At 68.5% G+C, this 24,962-nt stretch carries 32 protein-coding genes; 7 read left to right on the top strand and 25 right to left on the bottom strand.

The genetic code is table 11. The features are described 5' to 3' along the window. Positions 1-147: 147 nt before the first annotated feature. The 3 genes from VGC13_RS17340 (at position 148) to VGC13_RS17330 (ending at position 3,040) form a co-directional block, all read left to right on the top strand. Positions 148-594, top strand: a complete 447-nt coding sequence (locus VGC13_RS17340) for an SRPBCC family protein (RefSeq protein WP_331126539.1) — start codon at positions 148-150, stop codon at positions 592-594. 2 nt (positions 595-596) lie between these two features. Next, positions 597-938 (top strand): metalloregulator ArsR/SmtB family transcription factor, encoded by a 342-nt coding sequence (locus VGC13_RS17335; RefSeq protein ID WP_331126562.1) that lies wholly within the window; start codon positions 597-599, stop codon positions 936-938. Between the two features lie 407 nt (positions 939-1,345). Next, on the top strand, positions 1,346-3,040 hold the full coding sequence (locus VGC13_RS17330; RefSeq protein ID WP_331126538.1) for an acyl-CoA mutase large subunit family protein: 1,695 nt from the start codon (positions 1,346-1,348) through the stop codon (positions 3,038-3,040). 219 nt (positions 3,041-3,259) lie between these two features. On the opposite strand, the gene VGC13_RS17325 is transcribed toward VGC13_RS17330, so the two are convergent. Both VGC13_RS17325 and VGC13_RS17320 read right to left on the bottom strand, forming a co-directional pair. Continuing rightward, positions 3,260-3,658 (bottom strand): hypothetical protein, encoded by a 399-nt coding sequence (locus tag VGC13_RS17325; RefSeq protein WP_331126537.1) that lies wholly within the window; start codon positions 3,656-3,658, stop codon positions 3,260-3,262. Between the two features lie 270 nt (positions 3,659-3,928). After that, positions 3,929-4,180: a hypothetical protein gene (locus VGC13_RS17320; RefSeq protein WP_331126536.1), complete on the bottom strand. Its 252-nt coding sequence runs from the start codon at positions 4,178-4,180 to the stop codon at positions 3,929-3,931. Positions 4,181-4,419: 239 nt separating this feature from the next. Here VGC13_RS17320 and VGC13_RS17315 point away from each other — a divergent pair, with 239 nt between their 5' ends. Further along, a complete protein-coding gene (locus tag VGC13_RS17315; RefSeq protein WP_331126535.1) occupies positions 4,420-5,532 on the top strand; it encodes a hypothetical protein in 1,113 nt (370 codons plus the stop codon). Between the two features lie 122 nt (positions 5,533-5,654). On the opposite strand, the gene VGC13_RS33670 is transcribed toward VGC13_RS17315, so the two are convergent. Together VGC13_RS33670 and VGC13_RS17305 are read right to left on the bottom strand one after the other, a co-directional pair. Next, positions 5,655-6,425, bottom strand: a complete 771-nt coding sequence (locus VGC13_RS33670) for a hypothetical protein (protein ID WP_331126534.1) — start codon at positions 6,423-6,425, stop codon at positions 5,655-5,657. Between the two features lie 11 nt (positions 6,426-6,436). Further along, on the bottom strand, positions 6,437-7,579 hold the full coding sequence (locus tag VGC13_RS17305; RefSeq protein ID WP_331126533.1) for a zinc-dependent alcohol dehydrogenase: 1,143 nt from the start codon (positions 7,577-7,579) through the stop codon (positions 6,437-6,439). A 237-nt stretch (positions 7,580-7,816) separates the two neighbouring features. On the opposite strand from VGC13_RS17305, the gene VGC13_RS17300 reads away from it, so the two are divergent. Then, positions 7,817-8,341 (top strand): nuclear transport factor 2 family protein, encoded by a 525-nt coding sequence (locus VGC13_RS17300; protein ID WP_331126532.1) that lies wholly within the window; start codon positions 7,817-7,819, stop codon positions 8,339-8,341. Between the two features lie 769 nt (positions 8,342-9,110). On the opposite strand, the gene VGC13_RS17295 is transcribed toward VGC13_RS17300, so the two are convergent. The 10 genes from VGC13_RS17295 to VGC13_RS17250 form a co-directional block, all read right to left on the bottom strand. Beyond that, positions 9,111-9,542: an organic hydroperoxide resistance protein gene (locus VGC13_RS17295; RefSeq protein WP_331126531.1), complete on the bottom strand. Its 432-nt coding sequence runs from the start codon at positions 9,540-9,542 to the stop codon at positions 9,111-9,113. Between the two features lie 73 nt (positions 9,543-9,615). Further along, positions 9,616-10,914 (bottom strand): RNA polymerase sigma factor, encoded by a 1,299-nt coding sequence (locus tag VGC13_RS17290; RefSeq protein ID WP_331126530.1) that lies wholly within the window; start codon positions 10,912-10,914, stop codon positions 9,616-9,618. A gap of 65 nt (positions 10,915-10,979) precedes the next feature. Continuing rightward, positions 10,980-12,173 (bottom strand): hypothetical protein, encoded by a 1,194-nt coding sequence (locus VGC13_RS17285; RefSeq protein ID WP_331126529.1) that lies wholly within the window; start codon positions 12,171-12,173, stop codon positions 10,980-10,982. A gap of 157 nt (positions 12,174-12,330) precedes the next feature. Beyond that, entirely contained in the window at positions 12,331-12,726 is a 396-nt protein-coding gene (locus VGC13_RS17280; protein ID WP_331126528.1) for a VOC family protein, read from the bottom strand. A gap of 37 nt (positions 12,727-12,763) precedes the next feature. Beyond that, positions 12,764-13,291 (bottom strand): SRPBCC family protein, encoded by a 528-nt coding sequence (locus VGC13_RS17275; protein WP_331126527.1) that lies wholly within the window; start codon positions 13,289-13,291, stop codon positions 12,764-12,766. A gap of 25 nt (positions 13,292-13,316) precedes the next feature. Next, on the bottom strand, positions 13,317-13,724 hold the full coding sequence (locus VGC13_RS17270) for a VOC family protein (RefSeq protein WP_331126526.1): 408 nt from the start codon (positions 13,722-13,724) through the stop codon (positions 13,317-13,319). Positions 13,725-13,817: 93 nt separating this feature from the next. Then, positions 13,818-14,234 (bottom strand): YciI family protein, encoded by a 417-nt coding sequence (locus VGC13_RS17265; RefSeq protein WP_331126525.1) that lies wholly within the window; start codon positions 14,232-14,234, stop codon positions 13,818-13,820. Between the two features lie 204 nt (positions 14,235-14,438). After that, positions 14,439-14,900, bottom strand: coding sequence for a hypothetical protein (locus VGC13_RS17260; RefSeq protein ID WP_331126524.1), 462 nt, complete (start codon positions 14,898-14,900; stop codon positions 14,439-14,441). 424 nt (positions 14,901-15,324) lie between these two features. Next, complete coding sequence (locus VGC13_RS17255) at positions 15,325-15,678, bottom strand: YciI family protein (RefSeq protein WP_331126523.1); 354 nt, start codon at positions 15,676-15,678, stop codon at positions 15,325-15,327. A gap of 185 nt (positions 15,679-15,863) precedes the next feature. Continuing rightward, the gene (locus VGC13_RS17250; protein ID WP_331126522.1) at positions 15,864-16,295 is read right to left on the bottom strand and encodes a YciI family protein; all 432 of its coding nucleotides are present in this window, start codon (positions 16,293-16,295) and stop codon (positions 15,864-15,866) included. A 363-nt stretch (positions 16,296-16,658) separates the two neighbouring features. Here VGC13_RS17250 and VGC13_RS17245 point away from each other — a divergent pair, with 363 nt between their 5' ends. Beyond that, entirely contained in the window at positions 16,659-17,954 is a 1,296-nt protein-coding gene (locus tag VGC13_RS17245) for a PQQ-dependent sugar dehydrogenase (RefSeq protein ID WP_331126521.1), read from the top strand. Between the two features lie 103 nt (positions 17,955-18,057). Here VGC13_RS17245 and VGC13_RS17240 read toward each other — a convergent pair whose 3' ends face one another. The 11 genes from VGC13_RS17240 to VGC13_RS17190 all read right to left on the bottom strand — a co-directional run bounded on the left by VGC13_RS17240 (position 18,058) and on the right by VGC13_RS17190 (position 24,609). Next, a complete protein-coding gene (locus tag VGC13_RS17240; RefSeq protein ID WP_331126520.1) occupies positions 18,058-18,435 on the bottom strand; it encodes a nuclear transport factor 2 family protein in 378 nt (125 codons plus the stop codon). After that, positions 18,428-19,252: an alpha/beta hydrolase gene (locus VGC13_RS17235; RefSeq protein ID WP_331126519.1), complete on the bottom strand. Its 825-nt coding sequence runs from the start codon at positions 19,250-19,252 to the stop codon at positions 18,428-18,430. Before VGC13_RS17235 ends, VGC13_RS17240 begins: the two co-directional genes overlap by 8 nt. A gap of 410 nt (positions 19,253-19,662) precedes the next feature. Then, positions 19,663-19,926 (bottom strand): hypothetical protein, encoded by a 264-nt coding sequence (locus tag VGC13_RS17230; protein WP_331126518.1) that lies wholly within the window; start codon positions 19,924-19,926, stop codon positions 19,663-19,665. A 30-nt stretch (positions 19,927-19,956) separates the two neighbouring features. Further along, positions 19,957-20,715: a DUF899 domain-containing protein gene (locus VGC13_RS17225; RefSeq protein ID WP_331126517.1), complete on the bottom strand. Its 759-nt coding sequence runs from the start codon at positions 20,713-20,715 to the stop codon at positions 19,957-19,959. A 61-nt stretch (positions 20,716-20,776) separates the two neighbouring features. Continuing rightward, on the bottom strand, positions 20,777-21,244 hold the full coding sequence (locus VGC13_RS17220) for a MarR family winged helix-turn-helix transcriptional regulator (protein WP_331126516.1): 468 nt from the start codon (positions 21,242-21,244) through the stop codon (positions 20,777-20,779). 60 nt (positions 21,245-21,304) lie between these two features. Further along, positions 21,305-21,757 (bottom strand): DoxX family protein, encoded by a 453-nt coding sequence (locus VGC13_RS17215; protein ID WP_331126515.1) that lies wholly within the window; start codon positions 21,755-21,757, stop codon positions 21,305-21,307. 478 nt (positions 21,758-22,235) lie between these two features. Further along, positions 22,236-22,709, bottom strand: a complete 474-nt coding sequence (locus VGC13_RS17210) for an SRPBCC family protein (RefSeq protein ID WP_331126514.1) — start codon at positions 22,707-22,709, stop codon at positions 22,236-22,238. A 43-nt stretch (positions 22,710-22,752) separates the two neighbouring features. Beyond that, positions 22,753-23,259, bottom strand: coding sequence for an SRPBCC family protein (locus VGC13_RS17205; RefSeq protein ID WP_331126513.1), 507 nt, complete (start codon positions 23,257-23,259; stop codon positions 22,753-22,755). Next, positions 23,259-23,777 carry an SRPBCC domain-containing protein gene (locus VGC13_RS17200; protein WP_331126512.1) on the bottom strand — a complete coding sequence of 173 codons (519 nt, stop codon included), beginning with the start codon at positions 23,775-23,777 and terminating at the stop codon, positions 23,259-23,261. The genes VGC13_RS17205 and VGC13_RS17200 overlap by 1 nt, the downstream gene beginning before the upstream one ends. Next, positions 23,758-24,111, bottom strand: coding sequence for a metalloregulator ArsR/SmtB family transcription factor (locus tag VGC13_RS17195; protein ID WP_331126511.1), 354 nt, complete (start codon positions 24,109-24,111; stop codon positions 23,758-23,760). The genes VGC13_RS17200 and VGC13_RS17195 overlap by 20 nt, the downstream gene beginning before the upstream one ends. Positions 24,112-24,378: 267 nt before the next feature. Then, the gene (locus tag VGC13_RS17190; RefSeq protein ID WP_331126510.1) at positions 24,379-24,609 is read right to left on the bottom strand and encodes a hypothetical protein; all 231 of its coding nucleotides are present in this window, start codon (positions 24,607-24,609) and stop codon (positions 24,379-24,381) included. Positions 24,610-24,671: 62 nt separating this feature from the next. Here VGC13_RS17190 and VGC13_RS17185 point away from each other — a divergent pair, with 62 nt between their 5' ends. Beyond that, positions 24,672-24,803 carry a hypothetical protein gene (locus VGC13_RS17185; RefSeq protein WP_331126509.1) on the top strand — a complete coding sequence of 44 codons (132 nt, stop codon included), beginning with the start codon at positions 24,672-24,674 and terminating at the stop codon, positions 24,801-24,803. Positions 24,804-24,962 lie beyond the last annotated feature (159 nt).

The raw sequence follows: 24,962 nt of genomic DNA, 5'->3' as shown, positions 1-24,962 counted from the left end.
GAGTGCAAGTTCCTCTGCTGACTCCGTTGACTCTGTGTGAGGCCATTCTTTTTGTAATGATGCGTAACCGCCGGGCTGCGCATCACGTCCTGACGAGTTACCCTTGGGTTACACGTAGGGTCATCCTTCTTTCACGGAGGCAGGCGGATGGTACCGGACCGGATCGAGCGCGAGGTGATGATCGCGGCGCCCATCGAGCGGGTGTGGGCGACCATCACGCAGGCGGAGCACGTGGGCAGCTGGTTTGGCGACGCGGGAGCAGAGATCGACCTGCGCCCCGGCGGCGCGATCATCATCCGCTGGAAGGACTACGGCACCGGATACGGGATCGTGGAGCGGGTGGAGCCACCGCACGTGTTCGCCTGGCGCGGCGCGCTGATCGGGCACGCCGAGGTGCGCCCGGGCAACTCCACCCTCGTGGAGTTTACGCTGGCCCAGGAGGGCGGCCAGACGCGGCTGCGCGTGGTTGAGAGCGGCTTCGCCACGCTGGAGATCCCCGCCGAGGAGGCGATCAGGCAGGCGGAGGGGAACGTGGAGGGGTGGCGGATCAAGACGGAGGAGCTGGCGGCGTACGTCGCCGGCGTGGCCGCGTGAGGATGGATGTGCGGGCGGCCGCGTCCGCCGCGGAGGCCGCCGACGTCTTCACCGCGCTGGCGGACCCTACGCGGTGGCAGGTGCTGGCGCTGCTCGCCGCGCGGGGCGAGGGCACGGCCACCACGCTGGCGGCGCAGATGCCCGTCAGCCGGCCGGCCGTCATCAAGCACCTGAACGTGCTGGACCGCGCGGGGCTGGTGCAGGGGCGGCGCAGCGGGCGCGAGGTGCGCTTCAGGGTGCGCCCCGAGCGGCTGGACGCCACCGCGCGCTGGCTGGCCGCCGTCGCGACGGAGTGGGATGCGCGCCTGGCCGCCATCAAGCGCATCGCGGAGGCGGCGGAGTAAGGGGTGATATGAGCCGGGCCCAGGTGATATGGGCTGGGCCCAATGGCGAATGAATTCGCTGCAACAAACACACGAAATCCCCCTGCGGGGATTGGAAGCCGTGGGGTAGGGGAGGAATGCGGTGCGCGCCCCGGCTTTTGCTGAAGCGGAGGCGTGCACGAGGCTGGCAATCTTCTCCAAACTCTCCAGTCTGCGAAGGCAGACTTCGTGTCGTTGTTGCAGCGAATTCATTCGCCCTTGCCGACGGTGCCGGACCACCGGGGGTCAACCATCCATCCCTTCCGGTGCCGCCCCCAGCCGAAAAACCCGCCGACGGATGCCGCGCGCGTCCGTCGGCATTATGTTGTCGCCGAGAAAGCGCGGCACTCCCGCACTGACGCACTACCGCACTCACGCACTTGGTTTCGATGAGCGATACGCTGGCATCCACCAACCTGGGCGAGGACTCCGGCAGCACGGGGCCCGCGGACACTGGCAAGCGGTCGTGGACGGAGCGGCTGGTGGCGCCCGCGCTGGGCAAGCACCCCGAGCGGCGCGAGCGCTTCGAATCCACCAGCGGCGTAGAGGTGGAGCGGCTGTACGCGCCCGAAGACGTGGCGGCGATGGACTACACCGCGGACCTGGGGTGGCCCGGCGAATTTCCGTTCACGCGCGGAATTCAGCCGACGATGTACCGCGGCCGCTTCTGGACCATGCGCCAGTACGCGGGCTTCGGCACGGCGGAGGAGACCAACACGCGCTTCAAGCTGCTGCTGCAGGCGGGGCAGACGGGGCTTTCGACGGCGTTCGACCTGCCGACGCAGATGGGGTACGACAGCGACCACGGCATGGCCGCGGGCGAGGTGGGGCGCGTGGGCGTGGCCATCGACTCGCTGGCCGACATGCGCACGCTGCTGGCGGGGATTCCGCTGGACCAGGTGTCCACGTCCATGACCATCAACGCCACGGCCAGCATCCTCCTGGCGTTCTACGTGGCCGTCGCGGACGAGCAGGGGATCCCGCGCTCGAAGCTGTCGGGGACCATCCAGAACGACATCCTCAAGGAGTACATCGCCCGCGGGACGTACGTGTTTCCCGTGGAGCCGTCGCTGCGGATGATCACCGACATCTTTGCCTTCTGCAACACCGAGGTGCCGCGCTGGAACACCATCTCCATCAGCGGCTACCACATCCGCGAGGCGGGCGCCACGGCGGCGCAGGAGATCGCCTTCACCTTTGCCAACGCGATGGAGTACGTGAAGCGCGCGCTAGCCGCCGGGCTGCCCATCGACAGGTTCGCGCCGCGCCTGTCGTTCTTCTTTGCCAGCCACAACGACCTGTTCGAGGAGGCGGCCAAGTTCCGCGCGGCGCGGCGCCTGTACGCGCGGCTCATGCGCGAGCGCTTCGGTGCGTCGGACGAGGCGGCCAAACTGCGCTTTCACACGCAGACGGGCGGGGTGACGCTGCAGGCGCAGCAGCCGCTGAACAACGTGGTGCGCGTGACGGTGCAGGCGCTGGCGGCGGCGCTGGGCGGCACGCAGTCGCTGCACACCAACGGCTACGACGAGGCGCTGTCGCTGCCCACGGCGCAGGCGGCCACGCTGGCGCTGCGCACGCAGCAGATCCTGGCGTACGAAAGCGGCGTGGGCGATACGGTGGACCCGCTGGCCGGCAGCTACTACGTGGAGGCGCTCACCACCGCGCTCGAGGAAAAGGCGCGCGAGTACCTGGAGCGCATCGACGAGATGGGCGGCGCGTCCGAGGCCATCGTGTACATGCAGGAAGAGATTCACCGCGCGGCGTACGAGCACCAGATCGCGGTGGAGCGCGGGGACCGCACCATCATCGGCGTCAACAAGTTCGGCAGCGCGCAGGCGGAGCCGCTGGACCTGGCGCAGCCCGACTTCAGCGCGCTGGAGCAGTCGCAGCGCACGCAGCTGGCCCGCGTGCGCGCCGAGCGCGACGACGCCGAGGTGCGCGCGCGGCTTGAGGCCATCCGCGCCGCCGCCCGCGGCACCGAGAACCTGATGCCGCGCATCATCGACGCGGTAAAGGCCATGGTGACGCTCGGCGAGATCAGCGACGCCCTGCGCGCCGAGTGGGGCACGTACCGCCCGGCGTGAGGCAGAGTGGAGTAGGCAACAAACAGGACGCCCCGCTGGCGATGGCGGGGCGTCCTTTGCGTTACGCCTAGGGTCAGGCGATCGGAAGATGTGGTCGGGCAGCCGTCGTTCGTGCTTCGGGGTTCCAGGCTGGAGGGAGTACAGGGCTGCCGTTGCCGCAGGTGGCTTCGTCGCGGTTGAGGCGTGGAGACGTCTCAGTCAGCGCCGAAGGCGGTGCGGTCACCAGCCCACATCCACCTCGTACCCGCACGGTTCCACGTTACAACGTGCCATGAAGATGGACAGCCTGAATGTGGTGTCGTAGCCGGGTGTCACCGTGAACCCTGGGGTGTCGTTCGCGGCGCGGTCCGAGATCACGAACCTCCAGTACCCGCGGCGCCCGTTGTACGGTGGAACCCACTCGTGAAGCACGAAGTCCAGATCGCGGCAGTCCATGTCGCACGCACCGGAGTAGCTGTACTGTGTGCCGCGATACAGCACTAGGTCCAAGGTGCCCGACTCACGTTCGTACAGTTCGCCGGTGTACAGGCTCGCTACCGCGCCCGTTTTTACGGGAGTTGCTGCGGTCAAAGAAGCGAGGAGCAGGGTGCCGGCTACGCAGGAGAGGAGACGTCTCATAAACACCTCCGAAAGGAGATTGGTAGGCCCTCCTGTCGGCGCGACAGGGCACTCCGGGACCCGCGGAGTTGTTGAGGTAGATGGTCGTGCTCCGTGGATTTCCCTTGGTCAGGGCACAAACCTTGTTGGGGAATCGCGTAAGGATCCAGCGGGCGCTTGCAGGGGCGTCGATGCGCGTTGGCCGCAACGGGGCTGAACAATATCCGGATGAACAGCGAGGGCCCCGCCGGCGTCGGCGGGGCCCTCGTCGTCATGCCTGCGGTGGCGCGGTCAGGCGCGGCAGACGCAGCAGTTTCCTTCGATGCCGGTGATGCAGTCGCCACCTTCGAACCAGCGGCCCTGGCACTTCAGGTTGCAGTACTCCGGGGTGGTGCACCGGCCGGCGTTGATGCTCCACCCGTCGTCCGGGCACGCACCCTCCTGCTGGGCCTGCGCGAACGAGCTGCTTACGCCGAACGCGAGCGACGCAGCGAACAGCAGGGCGAACAGCGGTGTGGCGATGCGGTTTCCGATGGTGCGCATGCTCTACTCCTGGCTGCGGTGAGTTTCATCCGGCCGTCAAGAAAACGTACGGGTACATGACAGGGTAGTGGTAGGGTGAATCAGGTGCAAGCATTCTGTCGGGTTCCACACGCCCCTTCCCGCTCCGGGCCCGCCATCCATCCTGCAGCAGCAACTCGCAACATCCGGCCAGCCGCTCGCGTATCATGCCGTGCGGGGGGATCGCTCTACCCGCGGCAACCACGATCATCCAACGGCGCATGTATTCCACCTGCATTTTCTGCCACGGCGAGCTGGGCGCAAACGAGAGTATCGAACACTTTCAGGTGGGGAGCCGGCTGGCGTTCGACGCGGAGAAGGGGCGGCTGTGGGCCGTGTGCCCCACCTGCGTGCGCTGGAACCTGTCGCCGCTGGAGGAGCGCTGGGAGGCGGTGGAAGAGTGCGAGCGCCGCTTTCGCGGAACCACCCTGCGCACCTCCACCGAGAACATCGGCTTGGCGCGGCTGCCGGACGGAACGGAGCTGGTGCGCATCGGCCGGCCGCTGCGGCCGGAGTTCGCGGCGTGGCGCTACGGGCGCGAGTTCGCGGGGCGGCAGAAGCGCGCGGTGATCACGGGCGTCTCGGTGGCGGGGATCGCCGCGGGGATGCTGGCGTTCGGGCCGGCGTCGCTGCTGGTGGGGCTTCCGGCGCTGGGGGCGGCGGAGCTGTGGAAGCGGTCGCTTCCCCGCGGGGCGGGGTTCTTCGAGACGCTGCAGGCCCAGCGCCGCCTGCGCGACAACGCGGGCCAGGTGATGGTCACCGGCGACCGCGTCGTCGACCGGGTGCGCATGCAGCCGGAGCACGAGCGCACCAGGGGCAACGCGTGGGAGCTGCTGGTGCGCACGGCGCGGGTCGTGGAGGCCGACACCGGCCACTTCGTACGGGTCGACCCCGTGACGCACGTGCTTACGGGCGCGGCGGGGCTGCGCGCGCTGGGGGTGATGCTGGCCCACGCCAACGGGGGCGGCGCGGGGCGGTACCACGTGGGGCTGGCGGTGCGGCGCATCGAGCGGGCGCGCACGGCCGAGGGCTTTCTGGCGGTCGCGGAGGGCCAGGCGCGGGCGCAGGGCGCCGGCTACCGCGACGTGTGGGACATGCCCGTAGAGATCCGGCTGGCGATGGAGATGGCCGCGCACGAGGACGCGGAGCGCCGCGCCATGCAGGGCGAGTTGGCGGAGCTGGAGCGGCACTGGCGCGAGGCGGAAGAGTGGGCCGCCATCGCCGACGCGCTCCCCCTGTCGCCGCCCGTGGAGGAAAAGCTGGACGCCCTGCGCGCCGCGCGCGCCGCCGGAGCGGCCCGCCTGGCCGCACGCGAGCAGGGCAAGCCGAAGTAGCACGGGGCTGGATTTGTGCCGAGCGGCGTGCGTCCGAAAAAGAAGTCTCACCCAGAGGGCACAGAGGCCACAGAGGAACAAAGACCTCGTGACCTCCGTGCCCTCCGTGTAAGATTTCTTTGCTACAGCTCGCCCATGGGCTGGCGGCGCACCTCCAGGCGGCCGGGGTCGCGCCGGTAAGCGGGCTGCCGCGGGGGCTCCGCGTATCCGTAGTCCATCTCCGCGCCGGATCCGCCCGCGCGGGAGGCGCGGCGGGGGCGGGGAAGGTCGGCGGCGGTGCCCATCAGGGCGCGGCCGGCACGGTACGCCACGTATCCGCCGATCAGCCAGGGCGCGGCTACCATCAGCGGGTCCATCCACTGGTGCTTCAGGTCCGTGCGGTGCTGCCCCACGCGCGAGCGCACGCCGTGCCGCTTGAACTCGGCGATCACCCCGGTCTCGGAGAGCGGGTTGTCGGGCCGGCCCTCGCGCACCGCCTCCACGCGGCTCTCCATCACGTCGATGCGGTCCGCCAGCATCAGCAGCATCCAGTGCGAGGTGCGGCCTTCGCTCAGCGTGTACGCGTACTTGCGGATGGCGCCCGAGACGCCGCGCGGCGGGCACGCGGTGCCGAACACCGGGGGCAGAACGCCATGCTCCGGCGACATCTCGCGCGGCCACTTTTCCGGCTGCCGCTCGGGAAAGTGCCAGTGCGCGTTGGTGGCGCCTGGGTCGAACTGCTCCATGGGCACCGCCGGCCGGTCCTCGTAGTCCAGGTCCACCCCCCAGCCGGGGATGGTGCGGCGCACCTCGTCCATCGGCGCCGTGGCGCGCGTGGTGGCCGCCCAGTAGGCGATGGGGAGATCCTCGCCCGCCGCCGGCGTGTTCCGCGGCCCTTCCGTATGGTCTGGCATCGTCCGTCTCCTCAGTTGGGGACCACGATGGGCTTGATGCAGTTGTCCAGCTTGGCGCTGAACATGTGGTAGCCCTCGGCGATGTGCTCCAGCGGAATGCGGTGCGTGATGATGTCGCGCGGCCGCAGCACGCCGTTCTTCACGTGCTCGAACAGCCGCGGCCAGTGGCGCTTTACGCTGCACTGGTTGGTGCGGATGGTGAGCCCCTTGTTCATGGCGTCGCCGAACTTGACGGCGCTGAACAGCGGCCCGTACGCGCCCACCACCGAGACCGTGCCGCCCTTGCGCACGCTGTCGATGCACCAGTTGAGCGCCACCGGGCTGCCGCCCTGCATCTTGAACTTGGCCGCCGTCACGTGCTGGAAGAACGCCCCGTCGGCCTCGGCGCCCACGGCGTCGATGGCCACGTCGGCGCCCAGCCAGTCCGTGATCTTCTTCATGTGCATGATGATGTCGTCGTACTCCGCGAAGTTGTACACCTCCGCGTGGGCGAACTCGCGCGCCTTTTCGAGCCGGTAGTCCAGGTGGTCGATGACGATCACCCGGCCGGCACCCATCAGCCACGCCGACTTGGCCGCGAACAGCCCCACCGGCCCCGCGCCGAACACCACCACCACGTCGCCCTCCTGGATGTCGCCCAGCTGCGCGCCAAAGTAGCCGGTGGGAAGCGCGTCGGTCAGCAGCACGGCGTCTTCCTCGTGCATCCACTCGGGGATCAGGCTGGGCCCCACGTCGGCGAAGGGAACGCGGACGAACTCGGCCTGGCCGCCGTCGTAGCCGCCGGTGGTGTGCGAGTATCCGTAGATGCCGCCCACGGCGGTGGCGTTGGGGTTCACGTTGTGGCAGTTGGCGTACAGCTTTCGCGAGCAGAAGAAGCAGGTGCCGCAGAAGATGTTGAACGGCACCATCACCCGGTCGCCGCGCTTCAGGGTCTGCACGCTGGAGCCCACCTCTTCGACGATCCCGATGAACTCGTGCCCGAAGGTCTGCCCCACGCGGGTGTCGGGCATCATCCCGTGGTAGATGTGCAGGTCCGAGCCGCAGATCGCCGCCCGAGTCACCCGCACGATGGCGTCGTTGGGATGCTCGATGGGCGGGATGTCCTTTTCCTCCACCCGGATCTTGTACGGCCCGCGGTACACCATCGCTCGCATCGTCCGCCTCCCCTGGTTCAGTCGGTTGCGTCACTTCCGGGGCGGGGGACCGGGCAATCCGGATGCCGCGGCGGGCCCACCGGCGTCACGAGCGTCTGGATACGCGTGTCCGGGGCTTCTTTGGCGGGTGGGGATCGGGCGGCTGAAACCCTGTCCCGCCGCCGCCGTACGCTCCAGGCAACGGAGCAGGATCCCCGTCCGCATCCCACCGATGGACACGAGCCCATGCAAGCCCTGATGACCACGATAGCGCCGCGCCTGGTGGCGCTCGCCGTTCTGCTGGCCGCCGCGCCCGCCGCCGTGCACGCGCAGGCCGCGCCGCCCGACCCGGCCGCCTCCGGCCCGCTGTACGAAGAGCTGGCGCGCCAGGACAGCCTGCTCTTCGACGCGGCGTTCGTCACCTGCGACGCGGCGAAGGTGAACGCGATGATGGCCGACGACGTGGAGTTCTACCACGACGTCACCGGGATGGCGCAGGGGCCGCAGGTGCGGGCGCAGTTCGAGCGGCTCACCGGCAACTGTCCGCGCGGGATGGGGGTGACGCGCGAGCTGGTGCGGGAAAGCCTGCGGGTGTATCCCATGAACGACTACGGCGCGGTGCAGACGGGGACCCACCGCTTCGTCCAGCGCGGCGGCGAGCCGGCGACCACCGCCATGTTCGTGCACCTGTGGCGCCGCGTGGACGGCGGGTGGAAGGTGACGCGCGTCATCAGCTACGACCACCGCGTGGACGCCGCGTCGGGCGGTGCGTCGCCGGACTGAGGGTATTCAGGAATCAGCCTGGCCGCTTTGACTCCCTGAGAGGGTGTTGCCAAACCTCCTGGCGTGATTGACTTCCTGAGGGAGGCGCCACCCCGTACCTCGTTTGTACACTTCACCTTGGCGCCGACTGAAGGACCTCGCCAGCAGAACGACAGGGCTGGTCCCGCGGGATGAAGCCGGCCCCGCCTCGCCGGAGAGCAGGTCCTTCGGTTGCGCGCAGGCGATTGTGTGGAATCAGGTTACACGTGGTGCGCTCCCTCAGGAAGTCAGCGCTTCTTTGTGATTTGGGGGGGTAGCAACACCCTCTCAGGAAGTCAAGCGCTTTGGGTCTGGCAATTCGGAGACTTGACCGCACTCTGAAGGCCTCAACCGGCGCCTCGAGCGTGGGGTGGGGGATGGTTCTAAAGATCGCGCATCAGGTGGTGCGGACGGCCAAATCCTGCCCGTCTCGGAGATCATCCGCCGATCCGCATCCTCCTCAAAAAATATTCTCATGGCCCCCTGCCGCATTCCATCTCCTTCCCGTTCCCGACAGACCACGCCGGCTCGTGCCTCGTCGACCGGCGCGCCATGCCTCCGCTCACATCTCCCCCATGCGCCGCACTGTGAGAGCAGTCGAAGCGGCACGAGAAAACTCCGTTGACTCCGTTGACTCCGTGTGAGGCCAATCTGTTTGCGGATCTGGTGGATCGACGGAGCAGTGATGGGCGCGAAAAAGCCCCCGCCGGTTTCTGCCGAGCGGGGGCTTTCCATCCCGTCTGGACGATCCTCAGACGACCGTCAGCGTCACGTCGATGTTGCCGCGAGTGGCGTTGGAGTAGGGGCAGACGGCGTGCGCCTTCTGCACCAGCTCCTCGACCTGCGTACGCTCCACGCCCGGCGCGTCGATCCTGAGTTCCACCTGCAGCCCGTATCCGCCGCCGCCTTCCGCCGGACCGAATCCCACGCGCGCCTCCAGCGAGGTGTCCGCGGGGAGCGGCGTCTTGGCCCGCGTGGCGACCAGGTTCAGCGCGCTGAGGAAGCACGACCCGTATCCGGCCGCGAACAGCTGCTCGGGGTTGGTGCCCTCCCCGCCCGGTCCACCCATCTCCCGCGGCGTGGCGAGCTTCACGTCCAGCGCGTTGTCGGACGAGGTCGCCCGGCCCTCGCGGCCGCCCGTTACCGTGGCGGAGGCGGTGTACAGAATCTTGCTGATCGGCATCCGGGTTCCTTCAGGATAGTGAATCGTGGGCTCCTCGAACGGAGCGACGTTTCCGGCTGTGAGGCCGATGGGATCAGGCCGCGTGCGTGCCGCGCTCGGCCTGCGGGTGCGCGCAGGCGGCGGCGCGGGACAGCAGCAGGTCGCGCTCGCGGGCGTTCTGCGTAAGCGACGCGGCACGCTCGAACTCTGCGCGCGCCTCGTCCAGCCGGCCCAGCTTGAACAGCAGGTCGCCGCGCACGCTGGGGAGCAGGTGGTAGGCCTTGAGCGACGGCTCGTCCATCAGCTCGTCCACCAGCTGCAGCCCCGCCTCCGGACCGAAGGCCATCCCCAGCGCCACCGCCCGGTTCAGCTCCACCACCGGCGACGGCGTCAGCTGCGCCAGCGCGGCGTACAGCGCGGCGATGCGTGGCCACTCCGTCTCGTCCGGCGTGCGGGCGCGGGCGTGGCAGGCGGCGATGGCGGCCTGCAGCGCGTACGGGCCAAAGGCGCCCCCCAGCGCCTCGGCGCGTGCCAGCGCGGCCAGGCCGCGGCGAATGAGCAGCTGGTCCCAGCGGCCGCGGTCCTGGTCCAGCAGCAGCACCGGCTCGCCCGACGGCCCGGTGCGCGCCCGCAGCCGCGACGCCTGGATCTCCATCAGCGCCACCAGCCCGTGCACCTCCGGCTCGCCGGGCACCAGCTCGGCAAGGATGCGCCCCAGCCGCAGCGCGTCCTCGCACAGCGCCGGGCGCATCCAGTCGTCGCCGGCGGTGGCGGAGTAGCCCTCGTTGAAGATCAGGTACACGACGCCGAGAACGGACGAGAGTCGCGCGGCCAGCTCGGCGCCGCGCGGCACCTCGAACGGGACTTTCGCCTCGGCCAGCGTCTTCTTGGCGCGGACGATCCGCTGCGCCACGGTGGGGACGGGGACCAGGAAGGCGCGGGCGATCTCTTCCGTGGTCAATCCGCCCAGCATGCGCAGCGTGAGCGCCACCCGCGCCTCGGTGGTGAGCACCGGGTGGCAGCAGGTGAACACCAGGCGCAGCAGGTCGTCGCCGATGGGGTCGTCCAGCGCCGCGTCCAGGTCCGGCACCGCCGCCTCGATCTGCGCTTCCAACTCGGGCGCCAGCAGCTGGTGCTTGCGCTCCAGCAGCTTGCTGCGGCGAAACTGGTCGATGGCGCGGCGCTTGGCGGTCTGCATCAGCCAGGCGCCGGGGTTGTCGGGGACGCCCGTCTGGGGCCAGCGCTCCAGCGCCGCCACCAGCGCGTCCTGCGCCAGGTCCTCGGCCAGGCCCACGTCGCCCACCATGCGCGCCAGCCCGGCGATGACCCGGGCCGACTCGATTCTCCAGACCGCGTCGATGGCGCGGTGCGTCTCATTGGTAGATGTGCTCACGGGGACGGACTATGAGCGTCCGTCCCCGCGAGCGCAAGCCGTCGGCGCCGTCGCGTGCGATACGGTCAGGTGGTTCCGGCAGACTCCCGCAGCAGTTCCATCAGCAGGTCGTACGTGAGGTGCGGGTTCCCTTTCCAGTTGTTTTCGATACCCTGCTGGGTAAAGGGAGTGTGGTTGCGGTCGTCGCCCTGCCCGGAGCCGAACCACACGGCATCCGGCCAGTTACGAGGAGACCCCGGAGATTCAATCCACCGTCCATCAATGATCCGCCGATTGCGATCGACCGTGAGCTCGTACGAATAACGGTGGGTCGAGATGAAGTCAGGATCGAGGGCAGCCACACGGCTGCTGGTTTCACGGCCCATCTGGTACAGGCTGAGCTCACCCATGTGGTGCACGGTCGTCTCGAACGTGAGGCTGCGCGATCCGTCACGGCGGGGCGGCGACCGTCGCACCAGCTTCCGATCATACCCGACGATGGTGTGATTGAAAATCTGCGTGCCGGGCGCGACATCCATGAAGAACACGCGGTCGGAGCCCCCGAGCAGCATTCGCAGTGCGATATCGAACGCACCGGGATTGGGATCGACCGTCGTGCGATTGTCGCCGATGTACGCGTAGTTGTTGCGCTCTCCGAGAAAAAAGAACGCGGCTCCGAGAATTGCCTTGATGTCCGTCGTCTCGAACACGATCGGGGTGCCGTTCGGGCTTAGGCGCCGGACCGACCGCCGGGGCTCGGGGGTTAGTGCGCCAGCCGCCCGGATCCCGTTGCAGAACCCTTCCCAATGCTGGGGGGTCGCCGGGGGGCCACGAAAACGAAGCTCGTGGTTCGTGATCTGGAAGTTCTGGTTGCCCGCAAGGATGTCCAGCTTCTCCGCCGGTGACAGGCGCGAGATCTGCGCTGAATCCATGCTCACCACGGCGTTCCAGCTCAATGTAGCCGCAGTGGGATGTGCCTCTGCATTCCCGGGCTGCCAACGTGTCGCGATCCCTCCGTAAATCCAAGCGAAATAGTCGCCACCCCACGGCGCTTTGCTCGCACTTACTGTGTGTCGGCTTGCTCCGTGGTCATACGCGCGAAATTCATTGATCCGGGCCGGCGTCAGACCGTAGTTTCCCACTGAGAAGGAGCGGATCCAGCAAAGGTCGTTCTGAAAACTCCCGTCGACGGGTCCGCACAGTTGAACCTGTGGGGACGATGCACCCGAGGCGCCGAGCGCGAGCAGAGCTAGCAGTAGAAGCGAGACCTTCGTTTTCATGAGGATGCCTAGGCCGAGGTGGGGAGTCGCGCAGCATCGGGGTGGGCATAGCGCCTCGTTCCGGATCACCGGCTACGCACATCGTTGGATGGACGTAGCCAGCTAAATTCTCACGCCCCGCCCGCGCCTGATGCTGCGCGATTCTCCGTTCCTGCTCCTAGCAGCCTGTGAAGAAGAAGCCGTTGCCGTCGGGATCGAACAGCCAGGTGGCCTTGTCACCCCACGGCATCTCTTCGAGCGGCCCGCTGAAGCGCACACCGCGCTCCACCAGCGTGCGGTACGTCTCCTCCACGTCGTCCACGCCAAAGGTGATCCCCGTCTGCCCGGGCATGCCGGGGCCCGCGCCGATCCCGGTTCCCGGCTCGGCCTTGAAGATGTGCGTGGGGCCCAGCGCCAGCTCCGTCTGCCCGCCGACGGGCGCCACGGTCAGGAAGCGGTAGTTCCCCATCAACACGTCGATGCGCTTTTCCCAGCCCAGCGTGTTGACGTAGAAGTCCAGCGCGCGCTCCTGGTCGGAGACGATGACGAGCGTGTTGTGGATGTAGGCGATCATGGGAAGCTCTCCAGGTTTTCCGGTGGATTACGTGTGGTCAGCGCGATTCCGCGATGGCCTTGAGGGTGGCGAGGCCGGCGGCGAAGTCCCTGCCGATCAGCTCGTCCATGTTGATGAAGATGCACATCACCTTGCTGATGAACGGCTGGGGCCCGTACGTGGCCCAGGTGACTTCGGTCTGCGCACCCCGCGGCTGCAGGATGAACTCGGACACGTTGCGGGCCTTGAACGGCTTTTCGAACCGCAGGTCCAGGGTGACGCGCGACGGCGACACTTCCGTGATCTCCATCCGCCCCGTGCCCGCCTTGCCGTTGCCGGACCACTCGTAGACGGCGCCCGTTCCGCTGGCCGCGCCGCTGAACGTCTTTTTCATCGCCGGGTCCAGCCTTTCGTACGGCGACCAGTCGGCCCAGCGGCGAAAGTCGGTGATCAGGGGCAGGATGGTCTCCGGCGGCGCGGCGATGGTCGTCGTGCGCTCCGTGCGAAAGGTGCCGGGCCGGGTGGCGGCGTAGCCCAGCACGCCCGCGACGGGCGCGGCGACGGCCAGGGCGATGATCGGAAGCATGGCGCTCTCGTGCGGATGGATGATGTCAGTTCTTCTTGGACGAGCCGATGGACCAGGTGTGGCCATAGGGGTCGCGCACCTGGCCGTAGCGGTCGCCCCAGAACTGGTCGGCGATGGGCATGGTGATGGTGGCGCCGGCCGCGACCGCGCGCTCCCACCACTGGTCGGCGTCGTCCACGTGCAGGTGCAGCGTCACGCCGGCGGGCCCGCCCTCCGGCAGCCCGAAGCCGTGCTCGGGGTAGTCGTCCGACATCATCACGTCGGCGTCGTTGATGCGCAGGTGGCAGTGGATGAGGCGCGTGCCGTCCTGGTCCGCCTGGCGCATCAGCTCCTGCGCGCCGAACGCGCGCTGGTACCACGCCGACGCCTCCGAGGCGCCGTGGACGGTGAGGTACGGGGTGACGCCGTTCCGGAGGGTAGGGATGTCGGACATGGTCTGCTCCACGGGGTTGATGATGACGTGCGGCTCATGAGCCGGTCTCTGCATACGCGACGAACGGGGTGCCGGCGGATCGACAAACCGCAGTTACCGGTTCGCCATCTGCTCCCGCAGCGCGACCAGGTCCGCGATCTCCTCGTCGCCGCCGAAGTCCTCGAACTCGTACAGCGGGCGGATCTCGATCTGCACGTTTCCGCCGCCGTCGATCCGGGGCCAGCGCTTTACCCACTCGATCGCCTCTTCCTTCGACGCGACCTCGATGATGGAGACGCCGGCGATCAGCTCCTTGGCCTCGGTGAACGGCCCGTCGATCACGGTGGGCCTGCCGCCGGAAAAGCTGACGCGGGCGCCGTTGGCGCTGGGCTTCAGCCCGTCGCCGGACAGCATCACGCCGGCGTCGACCATCTCCTGGTTGTAGGCGGCCATGGCGGTGATCAGCTCCTGGCTGGGCATCATTCCCGCCTCGGTGTCCGCGTCGGCCTTGCGGATGATCATGAAGCGCATCGTCGTCTCGCGTTTTGGGGTGTGGATCGTCGCTCTGCCCATACGTCGAACGAGCGGGCGCGATTTCGACAGGCGGTGGTGCCAGGGGAGGGAGCTGCTCTGGCCTAGAGATGGGGCAGCGATGGCCACCAGATGATCCCGATGGGGTGATGGTGAGGGTATCACACCCGCGCCACGCCCCCCGGGACCCACCTGCGGGTGCGCTTAAGGTTCTTCGTTGGGTAGTGGGAGCGACTTGCTACGGTCTATCGTCGCCTGGATTTTAGACAAGTAGTTGGTGTCACCGGCAAAGAAGCGCTGGAGCAGGGGCCAAGCCCTCTGTGTTGCCTCACTCGCGCACATCCTCTGCCGCAACGAACCCTCTGGAAACGGGTTCGGGGTATTCTCGAAATAGCGATAATACACGCTTGCGGCTTCAAAGCTGGCAACGAGGTATGCCAGTTCCTCAGCATCAACGCCGACCTCTTGCAACTCTGCTGGGCTAATGCCGTGGAACCGTAACAGCGATGGGTTCTTGGCGAGCGCGCCCCACACCTCGACAAGTACGGCCATGTTCGCCTGGAGCGTTGCATGCTTCGCCTGGATGGAGTGTGAGCGCAAAGTCCAAACGAAGGTTATCACAGACACGACCAGTGCGAGCACAGCGACGAGAACTTCGGGCTCCATGCCTTACCTCCAGAATTGAGTGTGGTACAGCAACAATGGGCTAAGTAGATGTCTCCGCGCGGGTGCTGCAGGAGACGCGTGCGTTACACCCGTACCACGATCCCTCCACAGCCGGAGCACCGGAATCAACGGAGGCGCGAACTGGTATGCGTTGACTCCGCCGCTACCAGAGTGACTTCCTGAAGGAGGCGCCGCGCGGAACCTGGCCCTGCCACAACCGCCTGTGCGCCGACTGAAGGACCTCGCTGGCAGAACCGTGGGGGCTGGTTTCGCGTCCTGAAGCCGGCCCGTTCGTGGTGCCGGCGAGGTCCTTCGGTCGCGCGCAGGCGGTTGTGTGGCTGCTGGTTACACGTGGTGCGCTCCCTCAGGAAGTCACTGCTTTCGTGTGCGTGGTGGTAGTCACTGCTCCCGCGAGGGAGCCTGACTATGCGTGGGGGACGTCGAATACTTCGCGGACTTCGGCGGCGGAGTCGCCGGCGATGGCAAGGAAGCGCTCGGCAAGCTCCATCGCCGCCTGGTGCGAGGGGACCTCCACCAGCACGAAGCCGGCGACCAGCTCCTTGGCTTCCGCGAACGGCCCGTCGGTGAGCGTGACCTTGCCGCCGGAGCGCCGCAGCCGCGCGGCGTTGCGCTTGCTGGGCTGCAGCGCCTCGGTGGCGATCACCACGCCCTCCTCGCGCAGCTGCGTGATGAAGCGGCCCATCTCGGGAAGCAGGATGCACGCGGGCGCCGCGTCTTCCGTGTCCTTGTCGGCCTTGAACATGATCATGTACCGCATCCGTCTGCCTCCGTCTGGTTCTTCCGTGTTCGGCGCCGGGCGCCCGGACGATCTGGACCGGTATTCTGCGGCGCCGGAGCACGATCCGCCAGCCGCAAACGCTTGCGGCCACGGCGCGAACGAACACGAACGGGCTGGCGGACCCGTGACGTCCGCCGGCCCGCTCCACCAGCCGTGGATGACGGTCAGGCCTGCGCGGCGACCTGCTGGCGCAGGCGCTGTTCGGCGGCGCGCAGCTCGCCGCTGGGGTCGCTCTCGGCAAAGTCCTCGGCGTCGAACACCTGGCGGATCTCGATCTCCGCTTCGGTGCCGGGCATGGGGTTGGGCGCGCGCTTCACCCACTCGATCGCCTCTTCCTTCGACTTCACCTGGATGAGCCAGAAGCCCGCCAGCAGCTCCTTGGTTTCGGCGAACGGCCCGTCGATCACGGTACGCTGGCTGCCGGAAAAGCGGACCCGGGTGCCGCGCGAGCTGGGGTGCAGCCCCTCGCCGGCCAGCAGCACGCCGGCCTTCACCAGCTCTTCGTTGTACCGGCCCATTTCGGCGAGCAGCTCTTCGCCGGGCATCACGCCCGCCTCGGAATCCTCGGAGGCCTTGACCAGGATCATGAAGCGCATCGTCGTATCTCCCTGTTCTCGGGGTTCGAAAGCGGGCCGGCCGGGTGCCGCTCCCTTGCTTCTGTGATGGTGACGAACGGGGCATCCCCAAATCGACACGGCCGATGAAGAAATTTCTGCCGCCCCGCATCGCCATCGCTTGAAGATGGATGGATCGCGGCGCCGCTGCTCGCGTTCTTCATCCAACGTAAACAAAGTGAAGGGGGGTGACGATCCCCGCTCGATTCGCCCCGCCTGCGTCCCGATGCCCGGTTCTTGCATCGAAGGGCGCCCTGTACGAACGCTGAACAGCGGGGCGTGCGCGGATCGATCCCGGTCTGCCCATGCCGCCCGAACGCGAACAAACTTTTTCGAACCCGACCAATGCGCCAGACCAGAGCCGTGCTTGCCGTACCCCTTCTTGCGTCCGCGCTGCTGGCGGGCTGCTCGCCCCAGACCGGCGCCTCCGCCGACGCGGCTCCCGCGGACACGCCGCAGGTGGCCGGCGGCGGACAGTCCGGATCGCAGCCCTGCACGCCCCTGGAGACGCGCGACGCCAACGGCGCCGGCCAGCAGCCCGCCGCGCGGGGGCAGACGCGCGCGTGCGGCGTGCGCAGCAACGTCGCCTTCGACGTGCAGGTGGTGGCGCGCGGGCTCAACAAGCCCTGGTCCGTGGAGCCGCTCCCCGACGGCGCGTTGCTGGTGACGGAAAAGGGCGGCACCATGCGCATCGTCTCGGCGACGGGGCAGATCGGCCAGCCGGTCGCGGGGGTGACGCCGGTGGACGCGCGCGGGCAGGGCGGCCTGCTGGACGCGGCGCTCAGCCCCAATTTCGCCACGGACCGCACCGTCTTCTGGAGCTTTACGGAGCCGCGCGAGGGCGGCAACGGCACCAGCGTCGCGCGCGGCGTGCTGTCGGCCGATCGCGCGCGGCTGGAGCAGGTGCGGGTGATCCTGCACACGCGGCCCACGTACAACAACAACATGCACTTTGGCTCGCGGCTGGCCTTCGGGCCGGACGGGATGCTGTACGTGACGATGGGCGAGCGCTCGGCGCGCGAAACGCGGCCGCAGGCGCAGGAGCCGGGGAGCCACCTGGGCAAGACGCTGCGCATCAGCCCCGACGGCTCGGTGCCGCAGGGCAACCCGCTGGCGGGGCGGGCCGGCGCGCTGCCGGAGATCTGGTCGATGGGCCACCGGAACATCCAGGCCGCCGCCTTCGACGGGCAGGGGCGCTTCTGGGTCATCGAGCACGGCACGCGGGGCGGGGACGAGCTGAACCGCGTGGAGGCGGGAAAGAACTACGGCTGGCCGATCGCCGCGTACGGCATCGAGTACCAGGGCGCGGCCATCACCTCGGCGCTGGGTGAAGCGGCGACCACGCGGCCGGGCACCGAGCAGCCCGTGTACTACTGGGACCCGGTGATCGCGCCCTCCGGCGCGCAGTTCTACACGGGAAGCGCGTTCCCGGCGTGGCGCAACAGCCTGTTCATCGGCGGGCTGGCGTCCATGCGCCTGGTGCGGCTGGTGATCGAGAACGACCGCGTGACCGGCGAGGAGCACCTGCTCACGGACCGCAACAAGCGCATCCGCGACGTGCGCCAGGGCCCCGACGGCGCCCTCTACATCGTCACCGACGAGGACAACGCCGAGCTCTGGCGCATCAGCCCGCGCCGGTAGAACGGCAGGAAAAGATAGGGGGTACAGAGGAACAGAGGAGACAGAGGAAAACCGTCGTGTGGTCCTCTGTCTCCTCTTCCTCTGTACCCCCACGTCTTTTTGGTCAGCCTGCTTCCTCCGCCGCGGCCTTGGTGTCGCGGGCGCCGGGGATGAAGCCGAAGAAGACGTCGATGGAGCGGATGCGGCCGCTGGCGAAGCGCAGCAGCTCGGCGTTGTGAAAGGTGCCGCCCTGCTTGCCCTCGGTCTCGTAGACGGCGACGGCTTCATCGCCCTGCACGAAGACCTTCATGGGGAGGCGGAAGCGGAACTCGCCGGCGTGCGGCCAGCAGTGGCTGAAGTACGTGGCCCGGTCGATGTGGTCGTCCCACGGGCTGGTAAAGGTGAAGTCGTCCGCCAGCAGCGCCTCCATCCCCTCGCGGTCGACCGCCTGGTAGACCTCGTAGTACCGGCGGGCGATCTCCGCGATTCCTCCATCATGCATCGGCGTTCTCCCTGTGGGCGTGGCGGGCGAGAAAGTCGTGGACGGACTCCCAGAAAAGAGGGAGCCCACCGGCGCCGTGGTCGGCGTTGGGGATGACGGCGAGCTCTCCGTGCGGGAGCAGACGGTACAGCCGCAGCGACTCGTCCAGCGAGGGGTCGTCGCGGTCGCCGACGATCACCAGCGAGGGGACGGCGATGGACGCCAGCTGCTCGTCGCTGTAGGCGGGGACGCTGTACCACAGCTCCGAGATCTGCGTGAGGTAGTCCCGCGAGGCGTCCGGCCCCGGGTAGTGCAGGTGCGCCGCCTGGATGGTGGGATAGAAGTCGCCCATCGCGCGCTCCACCTCCGCCAGGTCGATGGCGCCCGATCCCGGGAAGCCCATGGAGCGCAGCAGCTCCAGGTACCCTTCCGCCGGCCGCGTGACCACGCCGCCCATCACCATTGCCCGGGCCAGCGCGGGGTGCCGCAGCCCGATCTCCAGCGCGACCTGCGCGCCGTCGCTGTATCCCACGACGGTCGGCCGCTCCAGCCCCAGCGCCGCGCAGAACGCGGCCACGTCGTCCGCCATCTGGTCGTAGCGCATCCACCCGGCGGGGTTGCCGGTGCCGCCGTGGCCGCGGGAGTCGGGGATGAGCACGCGGTGCTCCCGCGCCAGCTCCGCTACCACGGCGGGATTCCACATGATCTCGCCGGTGGCCAGGCCGCCGTGGAGCAGGATGAGCGGCGGCCCCGCACCCTGCTCGCGGTAGAAGATCCGCAGATCGCCGGCGTCGGCGTAGTGCTCGGTGGGTTCCGCGGCTTCGGTGGACGTGCTCATCGAACGCGTGCGGGTGTGGTGGGTGGATGCGGTCCGCGCGGAGTTCGGTAGACGGCGGATTGACGAAAGGCATCGGGGCTGCGCCCGCCGGGGTGCCCCTCCCCCGGCCCCTCCCCGTTCGTTCCTCACGGAGAGGGGAGAATTCGGTCCCGCTGCGAACACGGGTCGAACTGCGTCGGCGGGCGCCCCCCCTCTCCCGGCCTCTCCCCCATAAACTGCATGGGGGAGAGGAGAATTCGATACCGCTTCGGACACCGTGTCGGGCGCGTCACCCTCCCCCGCGCGGTTTGCGGGGGAGAGCCGGGGAGGGGGGCGGCCCACCATCTCGATTTCAACCTGCCGAAGCGCCCCGGTGCCCTCGATCTCCACGGCCGGCGGCGTGCGCCGCGCCGTCCTCCATCACGCCGCCGTCAGTCACGCGCCGGCTCCGGGCGGGAATCCGCGGGCGCGGCGCGGCCGTTCCAGGCGGTGCACAGCTCGTCGGCATAGCCCAGCAGCAGGTACTCGGTCCTGGGCGTTACCCGGCAGGCCTCGTTGCCGCAGGCAATGCGCACGCTCTCGCGCAGCCAGGGGCTGGGCTCCACCACGGCCGCGCCGCCGCAGAAGGGGCAGGGGCGCAGCGGGCCCACGGCGGCGGCACGGGTCAGGGGCAGGGCGCCTTCGATCACCATCATGCTCAGTTCGCTCCGGTTGCGTGGCGCGGATCAGCTGGCGAAGTCGGGAACGGCCCCGCGCGCGGCGGCGGCGCGGCCCCTGGGCTCTTCCCAGTCCTCCTGCCGCCCCAGCGCCGTCTCGTCCAGCATGTAGTACGACCCGCCGATGGTCTCGAGCCCGCGCGCGTACACGGAATAGGTGTGGAACACGTCGTCGCCCACACGCAGGAAGCAGCTGCGGCCCGGGCGCTCCAGCGGCTGGTCGCCCTCGAAGCCGCCCTGTCCCATCGCCGCGTATTCTTCCGCCGTGCGGTAGTTGTAGACGATGGGCTTTACCGACTCGTCCAGCGTAACGTCGAAGTCGTAGTTGAAGTCGCCGCCGTACGACGAGTACCAGGGAAACGTCCACCCCTTTTGCGCCGTGTACGCCTCGATCTTCTCGATGGGCGCGCGCGAGACGTAGACGAAGGTGGTGTCGCGGGTGGCCAGGTGCCGCAGGTGGCCCTCCGACATCTCGTCCGCGCCGGCGGAGCAGCTGGGGCAGCCGGTATCCCAGTCCGGACGAAACATGAAGTGGCCCACCATCAGCTGCCGGCGTCCGTGGAACAGGTCCGCCAGGCGAACCTCGCCCTCCGGCCCGGTGAAGACGTAGTCCTTTTCCACCCGCACCATGGGAAGGCGGCGCCGGTCGGCGGCCAGGGCGTCGCGCTGCTTCGTCAGCTCCTTCTCCCGCGCCAGGAGCTCCCTGCGCGCGGCCAGCCACGCGTCGCGCGAGACCACCTCCGGCAGGCCTTCCATGCTTTCCATCATCACGAACGCTCCAGCGAGGGGAGGGTGGGGTGGATGGCGCCCGGCGGGCACCGGAATGCGTTCAGGCTCTGGCAGATGGATGCGCCGCGGCCGACGCGGCGTCGAAGCGCTCGAGCAGCTCGGCGGCGGCGTCCACGCCCAGGGCGGCGACCACGCGCTGGTGCGCCTGCGTCCACAGCGGCAGCGCGTCGTCTACCGCCTGCTCGCCCGCGGGCGTGAGCCGCGCGACGCGCATCCGCCGGTCTTCCGGCAGCCGCTCCGTCTGGACGAGGCCCGCCTTTTCCAGCGGGCGCAGGGCGCGGGAGAGGGTGGTCTGGTCCATGGCCAGGATGTCGGCCAGCCGGCTTACGGTGCCCTGGCCGCGCGTCATGGCCACGGCGTTCAGCAGGGTGAGCTGCGTGGCGGCGATGCCCAGCGGGCGCAGCGCCTCGTCGTACATGCGCGTAAGCGCGCGCGAGACGCGCCGGGCCCTGAAGCACAGGCACCCGGCGGTCATGATCTCGGCGGCGGACTTTCGGTTTTTGTTCACGTACACATGTATATGCATGCACCACCACCCGCGCAAGCCTCTTCGTGCGCTTTCGCCCGCCTACGCGACGCTCGTCCGCAGCGCTGGCGCACGCTCGCGGCCGCGCACGCGGGCGAGCACCGAATCCAGGCTCCACGCGCCCGCGCCGGCCGCCGTCAGGTACAGGAAGAAGAAGCAGTACATCACCGCGGGCACGCCGCCGTTGGTGCTGGGCCAGAACCCATTCGGCTGGTGGAACTGGAAGTACGCCACCGCCATCTCGCCCGCCAGGACGAAGGCGACGGGGCGCGTGTACAGCCCCAGCATGATGGCGATGCCGCCCACGATCTCCATCAATCCTCCGATCCCCACCTGCGACATCAGCTCGATGGGGGGCATGTTGGGCATGGGGTTGGCCGGGAATCCCAGCAGCTTCATGGTGCCGGCCTGAAAGAACATCAGCCCCGCGACGATGCGGAGGATGGCCAGCATGCGGCTGGTCCAGACGGGGTTGGCGGGCTCGTGGATTGACATGGCGTTCTCTCCTGGTTGGGATGGGTGGATCGGTGGATCCGCCGCGTGATTCCTGCTCTCTGACAGGGCGACGAACGGGGCTGCGCGATTTCGACAAGCTGTTCGTCGTGGATGACGGTCCAGCGGTTTCGCGCGGAAGCGCGTGGAGGAAAAGCGGTGTGTTTCCGACGTTTCTCCCTCACCTCCGCGGCCGTGACTGCATGAGCAGGGTGGCGCTAAACCTCCCGCCAGCAACAGAGCGTTGACTTCCTGAGGGAGCGCACCACGTGTAACTAGCCAACGTACGATAGGTTGCGCGCGACCGAAGGACCTCGTCTTGGTGGCGTAGAGGCCAGATCAGGGCACGGGACCAGCCCCACTCTTCTGCCGGCGAGGTCCTTCGGTCGGCGCCAGAGTGCATCGTACGGGCGGGGTACGGAGCGGCGCCTCCCTCAGGAAGTCAATCGCTACGAAAGGTTTAGCAACACCCCCTCCGCGTTCACATCGTCTTCAGGTACTCGGCCAGCTTGGCCATGGTCTGGTTGCCCAGCTCCACCGCGCCAAACTGGATCACGCCCGCGCGCTGCGCGGCGGTGGCGAAGAGCATCCGCTGGGTTACGCGGGTGCGGCCGCCCAGGTCCTCGAAGCGCACAGTCACCTGAAAGGCGCCGGGATCGTCGTCCACGTCGTCGCCGTGCAGGAACTCAAGGCGCTCGTTGGGCACGACCTCGCGGTAGGCGATGCGGTTGGGCCAGTCCTTTCCGTCGGGGCCGTGCATGGTAAAGCGCCACATGCCGCCGGGGCGCACGTCGATGTGGTGCACGGTGTTGACGAAGCCGTCCGGCCCCCACCAGACGGGCAGGTGCCGCGGGTCGGTGTACGCCTGGAACACCAGCTCGCGCGGCGCGTCGAACTCGCGCGAAAGGACGATCTCGCGGTCCGCCGTGTCGGAGGTGGGTGCGTCTGCGGTCATCATCGGTCTGCTCTGCTGTAGAAGGTGGATGGATGCCGGCGGATCAGGCGCGGCCGGCGGCGATTTCAGCGATGCGCTCGGCCAGGCGGTCCAGCGACTGGGCCCAGCCGCCGAACGCGCCGGAGCCGGCCCACCCGGCGTAGTCCTGCGGGGTGGGAAAGACGATGCTCAGCCGCACCGTCGTGCGCCCGTCGTGCTCCTCCCACGTCGCCGTCTCCACCGCCTCGGCGTCCGGGTACGGTTCGAAGCACCAGGTGTTGACGATGCGGGACGGCGGATCGACCTCCCTGTACGTGCCCGAGAAGGCGAACTCGGTCCCGCCCGGTCCCTGCATCACGAAGCGAAAGCGTCCGCCCACCCGCAGGTCGATCTCGCACGAGACCAGCCGCGTGTCGCGCGGGCCGTACCACCGCATCACGTGCTCGGGCTCCGTCATCGCGCGAAAGACCAGCTCGCGGGGCGCGTCGAAGACGCGGGTGGCGACGGCCTCGCGGTTGTCGGGGGCGTCGCTGGCGGGCGCCGGGCCGGCGCCGGCAAGGGTGGCGATCATCACTCTGCTCCGGTCTGGGTGTGGGAATCGGCCAGCAGGCTGGCCAGGCGGTCCAGCGATTCGGTCCAGCCCTGCAGCTCGCCCTGGTCGGTGACCAGGCCGGTCTGGCGGATGGTGACCTCGGTGCCGTCCGCGTGCTCGGAAAAGTGGACGGTGATGGTCATCTCGCCGGGAAAGCCGGGTCGCTCCACGTGGCCGCCCGCCGGGTCCGAGAAATGGCAGGTGAACGAGACGCGCTCCGGCGGCGCCACGTCGGTGTAGGTGCCGCGGATCCAGACGTCCGGGTAGTCGGCGAAGTGATGCTGGTAGTGCAGCGTGCCGCCGGGGCGCGCGTCCAGCCGGCAGAAGGGCAGGGTGGAGCCGTGCGGCCCGAACCAGCGCGCCCAGTGCTCCTCGTCCGTCCACGCGCGAAACACCAGCTCGCGCGGGGCCTGGAATACGCGGGTCATCACGAGCTCGGCGCCCTCCCACCCGATCCGCGTGGAGGCGGTGCCTCCGCTACTCGCCGCTGCCGTCATCGTTCTTCTCCCGTGCCTGAAGTTGCTTGAGGTACACGTCCAGCCGGTCGAACCGCTCTTCCCAGTGCCTGCGGTACTGCTCCACCCAGTCGTCCACCCTGCGCAGCGGTTCCGCCTGCAGCCTGCAGGGCCGCCACTGCGCCTCGCGCCCCCGCTCGATGAGCCCCGCGCGCTCCAGCACCTTGAGGTGCTTGCTGATGGCCGGCATGCTCATGTCGAACGGCTCGGCCAGTTCCGTCACCGTGGCCTCGCCCTGTGCCAGGCGCGCCAGGATCGCCCGCCGGGTGGGGTCGGCGAGTGCGGAGAAGGTGGCGCTGAGCGGATCGTCGGGCATGGCACGTTTAACCGTTTGGTTACTTAACCTGGCGGTAAAGTAAAGAACGCGGCATCGCCCGTCAAGAGATTCGGTTCGATGATGATTCACCCGCCACCGTGACGTCCTGAGGAGGCTGATGCTGAATCTTTTGCCGGAGCTGGTATAAGGGCGGGAAGCTCGGCGCACGAAACAGGGGCCGGCCTCCGCGTGGAGGCCGGCCCCTGTGCGTCATCCATCCCGGCTACCGCGGCGGAAGTGCGCGCGCGGCGGCCAAAGGAAACCGGATCAGATGCAGTTGAACTCGCTGATCATCACGCACTGGTCCGGACAGCCGGTGTCGCGCGAGCAGCCGTAGGTGCAGTCGAAGTTGGGATCGGTCGGGTAGCAGGGGCCGAGCCGGGACTCCGGCGGGACGGGCTTGGCGTACGCATCCACGGTTCCGCGCGCCTGCGGCCCGTTGGGAGCGGTGTCGAACGAGGTGACGGTCAGGTCTTCCAGCTTCAGCTTCTTCTGCATGGAGATTTCTCTTGGACCGGGGGGACGTCGCTCGCTCCGCATCCGAGGATCGAGCATGGACGATGAAGATAACATTCCGTCGCGAATTGCTGAATGCCGCCGGGGGCCCGCGCGATGATCCGGCCGTTTTCCGTGCCTCGGTCCGGGCCATCGAATCGGGCAATTGGAATCTGGCGATTGAACCGGGTGATTGAACCGGGTGATTGAACCGGGCGATTGAACCGGGCGATTGAACCGGGCAATTGAAATCGGGCGATTGAAATCGCGGCTGGGAAAACGCGATGTCAGCCTGCGCCGATGGGGTTCGGGGCGGCGGCAGGGTGCCGTGCGTGAATACGAGCGGATTGTTCGGC

Origin of the sequence: Longimicrobium sp. (genome assembly GCF_036399255.1) — a bacterium.
Taxonomy (GTDB): Bacteria; Gemmatimonadota; Gemmatimonadetes; order Longimicrobiales; family Longimicrobiaceae; genus Longimicrobium.
The sequence above is the reverse complement of the archived record's forward strand: the minus strand, read 5'-3'. Positions and strand labels throughout refer to the sequence as shown.